We start from the raw sequence: 5,127 nt of genomic DNA on the forward strand, positions 1-5,127 counted from the left end.
ACACAGTGGACGCGAGCACCTGAGGACAAGCCCTCGGCCTATTAGTACCAGTCAACTCCACACCTTACAGTGCTTCCATATCTGGCCTATCAACCCAGTCGTCTACTGGGAGCCTTAACCCCTCAAAGGAGGTGGGAGTCCTCATCTCGAAGCAGGCTTCCCGCTTAGATGCTTTCAGCGGTTATCCCTCCCGAACGTAGCCAACCAGCCATGCCCTTGGCAGGACAACTGGCACACCAGAGGTTCGTCCGTCCCGGTCCTCTCGTACTAGGGACAGCCCTTCTCAAGACTCCTACGCGCACAGCGGATAGGGACCGAACTGTCTCACGACGTTCTAAACCCAGCTCGCGTACCGCTTTAATGGGCGAACAGCCCAACCCTTGGGACCGACTCCAGCCCCAGGATGCGACGAGCCGACATCGAGGTGCCAAACCATCCCGTCGATATGGACTCTTGGGGAAGATCAGCCTGTTATCCCCGGGGTACCTTTTATCCGTTGAGCGACGGCGCTTCCACAAGCCACCGCCGGATCACTAGTCCCGACTTTCGTCCCTGCTCGACCCGTCGGTCTCACAGTCAAGCTCCCTTGTGCACTTACACTCAACACCTGATTACCAACCAGGCTGAGGGAACCTTTGGGCGCCTCCGTTACCCTTTAGGAGGCAACCGCCCCAGTTAAACTACCCACCAGACACTGTCCCTGATCCGGATCACGGACCCAGGTTAGACATCCAGCACGACCAGAGTGGTATTTCAACGACGACTCCACCCGAACTAGCGTCCGGGCCTCACAGTCTCCCACCTATCCTACACAAGCCGAACCGAACACCAATATCAAGCTGTAGTAAAGGTCCCGGGGTCTTTCCGTCCTGCTGCGCGAAACGAGCATCTTTACTCGTAGTGCAATTTCACCGGGCCTATGGTTGAGACAGTCGAGAAGTCGTTACGCCATTCGTGCAGGTCGGAACTTACCCGACAAGGAATTTCGCTACCTTAGGATGGTTATAGTTACCACCGCCGTTTACTGGCGCTTAAGTTCTCAGCTTCGCCACGACGAATCATGACTAACCGGTCCCCTTAACGTTCCAGCACCGGGCAGGCGTCAGTCCGTATACATCGCCTTACGGCTTCGCACGGACCTGTGTTTTTAGTAAACAGTCGCTTCTCGCTGGTCTCTGCGGCCACCACCAGCTCACACCGCAAGGGCGATCACCAGCAATGGCCCCCCTTCTCCCGAAGTTACGGGGGCATTTTGCCGAGTTCCTTAACCATAGTTCACCCGAACGCCTCGGTATTCTCTACCTGACCACCTGAGTCGGTTTAGGGTACGGGCCGCCATGAAACTCGCTAGAGGCTTTTCTCGACAGCATAGGATCATCCACTTCACCACAATCGGCTCGGCATCAGGTCTCACCCCTCACGGAGGACGGATTTACCTACCCTCCGGGCTACACCCTTACCCCGGGACAACCACCGCCCGGGCTGGACTACCTTCCTGCGTCACCCCATCACTCACCTACTACCCCCTCGGGCCGTCGGCTCCACCACTCCGACCTCGTCCGAAGACTCAGCCGGCGGCTTCACGGACTTAGCATCAGAAGGTTCAGCGCTGGCGCTTCAAAGCGGGTACCGGAATATCAACCGGTTGTCCATCGACTACGCCTGTCGGCCTCGCCTTAGGTCCCGACTTACCCTGGGCAGATCAGCTTGACCCAGGAACCCTTAGTCAATCGGCGCACACGTTTCCCACGTGTGTATCGCTACTCATGCCTGCATTCTCACTCGTGAACCATCCACCACTGCCTTCCGGCGCGGCTTCACCCGGCACACGACGCTCCCCTACCCATCCCAACGGTCGTTGGACCACATGCTGGAATGACACGACTTCGGCGGTACGCTTGAGCCCCGCTACATTGTCGGCGCGGAATCACTTGACCAGTGAGCTATTACGCACTCTTTCAAGGATGGCTGCTTCTAAGCCAACCTCCTGGTTGTCTCTGCGACTCCACATCCTTTCCCACTTAGCGTACGCTTAGGGGCCTTAGTCGATGCTCTGGGCTGTTTCCCTCTCGACCATGGAGCTTATCCCCCACAGTCTCACTGCCGCGCTCTCACTTACCGGCATTCGGAGTTTGGCTAAGGTCAGTAACCCGGTAGGGCCCATCGCCTATCCAGTGCTCTACCTCCGGCAAGAAACACACGACGCTGCACCTAAATGCATTTCGGGGAGAACCAGCTATCACGGAGTTTGATTGGCCTTTCACCCCTAACCACAGGTCATCCCCCAGGTTTTCAACCCTGGTGGGTTCGGTCCTCCACACGGTCTTACCCGCGCTTCAACCTGCCCATGGCTAGATCACTCCGCTTCGGGTCTTGGGCGCGCTACTGGGTCGCCCTCTTCGGACTCGCTTTCGCTACGGCTACCCCACACGGGTTAACCTCGCAACACACCGCAAACTCGCAGGCTCATTCTTCAAAAGGCACGCAGTCACGACCGTGCTCCGAAGAACACGGCGACGCTCCCACGGCTTGTAGGCACACGGTTTCAGGTACTATTTCACTCCGCTCCCGCGGTACTTTTCACCATTCCCTCACGGTACTATCCGCTATCGGTCACCAGGGAATATTTAGGCTTAGCGGGTGGTCCCGCCAGATTCACACAGGATTTCTCGGGCCCCGTGCTACTTGGGTGGTCCTCAAACGAGCCGTACAGATTTCAGCTACGGGGGTCTTACCCTCTACGCCGGGCCTTTCGCATGCCCTTCGCCTACCCATACGGTTTCTGACTCGCCGACCGGCCGGCAGACCGATCACAAGAACTCCCACAACCCCGTAAGCGCAACCCCTGCCGGGTATCACACGCCTACGGTTTGGCCTCATCCGGTTTCGCTCGCCACTACTCCCGGAATCACGGTTGTTTTCTCTTCCTGCGGGTACTGAGATGTTTCACTTCCCCGCGTTCCCTCCACACTGCCTATGTGTTCAGCAGCAGGTGACAGCCCATGACGACTGCCGGGTTTCCCCATTCGGACACCCCCGGATCACAGCTCGGTTGACAGCTCCCCGGGGCCTATCGCGGCCTCCCACGTCCTTCATCGGTTCCTGGTACCAAGGCATCCACCGTGCGCCCTTAAAAACTTGGCCACAGATGCTCGCGTCCACTGTGCAGTTCTCAAACAACGACCAGCCACCCGCCACCCCACCCAAAAAGATGAGTACACCGGGACCGGCACCGACGACACAAGCAACAGCCCGTGCCCTCAGACACCCAACAGCGCGCCCGGCACGATCACCCACACCCGGTGTTCCACGCTCCCGAAAGAGCAGTACTAACCGTGCCTGAGACAATCGCGCCGAATAGTCAACGTTCCACCCATGAGCAACCAGCACCGGACACGCGCCGGTGTACTGGCCCCTGGACCAGCGGGAGTTACCCCCTGCCGGCCGAGAAGTGCTCCTTAGAAAGGAGGTGATCCAGCCGCACCTTCCGGTACGGCTACCTTGTTACGACTTCGTCCCAATCGCCAGTCCCACCTTCGACGATTCCCTCCCTTGCGGGTTGGGCCACCGGCTTCGGGTGTTACCGACTTTCGTGACGTGACGGGCGGTGTGTACAAGGCCCGGGAACGTATTCACCGCAGCAATGCTGATCTGCGATTACTAGCGACTCCGACTTCATGGGGTCGAGTTGCAGACCCCAATCCGAACTGAGACCGGCTTTTTGAGATTCGCTCCACCTCACGGTATCGCAGCTCATTGTACCGGCCATTGTAGCACGTGTGCAGCCCAAGACATAAGGGGCATGATGACTTGACGTCGTCCCCACCTTCCTCCGAGTTGACCCCGGCAGTCTCCTGTGAGTCCCCATCACCCCGAAAGGCATGCTGGCAACACAGAACAAGGGTTGCGCTCGTTGCGGGACTTAACCCAACATCTCACGACACGAGCTGACGACAGCCATGCACCACCTGTACACCGACCACAAGGGAAACCGTATCTCTACGGCGATCCGGTGTATGTCAAGCCTTGGTAAGGTTCTTCGCGTTGCGTCGAATTAAGCCACATGCTCCGCCGCTTGTGCGGGCCCCCGTCAATTCCTTTGAGTTTTAGCCTTGCGGCCGTACTCCCCAGGCGGGGAACTTAATGCGTTAGCTGCGGCACGGACGACGTGGAATGTCGCCCACACCTAGTTCCCAACGTTTACGGCGTGGACTACCAGGGTATCTAATCCTGTTCGCTCCCCACGCTTTCGCTCCTCAGCGTCAGTATCGGCCCAGAGATCCGCCTTCGCCACCGGTGTTCCTCCTGATATCTGCGCATTTCACCGCTACACCAGGAATTCCGATCTCCCCTACCGAACTCTAGCCTGCCCGTATCGAATGCAGACCCGGGGTTAAGCCCCGGGCTTTCACATCCGACGCGACAAGCCGCCTACGAGCTCTTTACGCCCAATAATTCCGGACAACGCTCGCACCCTACGTATTACCGCGGCTGCTGGCACGTAGTTAGCCGGTGCTTCTTCTGCAGGTACCGTCACTTGCGCTTCTTCCCTGCTGAAAGAGGTTTACAACCCGAAGGCCGTCATCCCTCACGCGGCGTCGCTGCATCAGGCTTCCGCCCATTGTGCAATATTCCCCACTGCTGCCTCCCGTAGGAGTCTGGGCCGTGTCTCAGTCCCAGTGTGGCCGGTCGCCCTCTCAGGCCGGCTACCCGTCGTCGCCTTGGTAGGCCATCACCCCACCAACAAGCTGATAGGCCGCGGGCTCATCCTGCACCGCCGGAGCTTTCCACCACCATCGGATGCCCGAGATGGTCGTATCCGGTATTAGACCCCGTTTCCAGGGCTTGTCCCAGAGTGCAGGGCAGATTGCCCACGTGTTACTCACCCGTTCGCCACTAATCCCCTCCCGAAAGAGGTTCATCGTTCGACTTGCATGTGTTAAGCACGCCGCCAGCGTTCGTCCTGAGCCAGGATCAAACTCTCCGTGAATGCTTCACGCAAGAGCGGCGCGACCGGAGGAATAATCCGGACCGCGCACAGCGTCCTCGCTGTAGTAAATGCCCCCCGCACCATCGCCGAAGCGGCCGGCGGGAGGACTTTCAAAGGAACCACATCCGGCAGCAATC

Annotated in this window: 2 rRNA genes; both read right to left on the reverse strand. The window is 58.6% G+C overall.

The annotated features are described in order from the left end of the window. Positions 1-21: 21 nt before the first annotated feature. A 23S ribosomal RNA gene (locus tag KBZ10_RS28795) occupies positions 22-3,144 on the reverse strand. Positions 3,145-3,462: 318 nt separating this feature from the next. Next, a 16S ribosomal RNA gene (locus KBZ10_RS28800) occupies positions 3,463-4,990 on the reverse strand. The 16S and 23S rRNA genes sit together here, the layout of an rRNA operon. Positions 4,991-5,127 lie beyond the last annotated feature (137 nt).

The organism is Streptomyces sp. F63, from assembly GCF_018070345.1.
GTDB lineage: Bacteria > Actinomycetota > Actinomycetes > Streptomycetales > Streptomycetaceae > Streptomyces.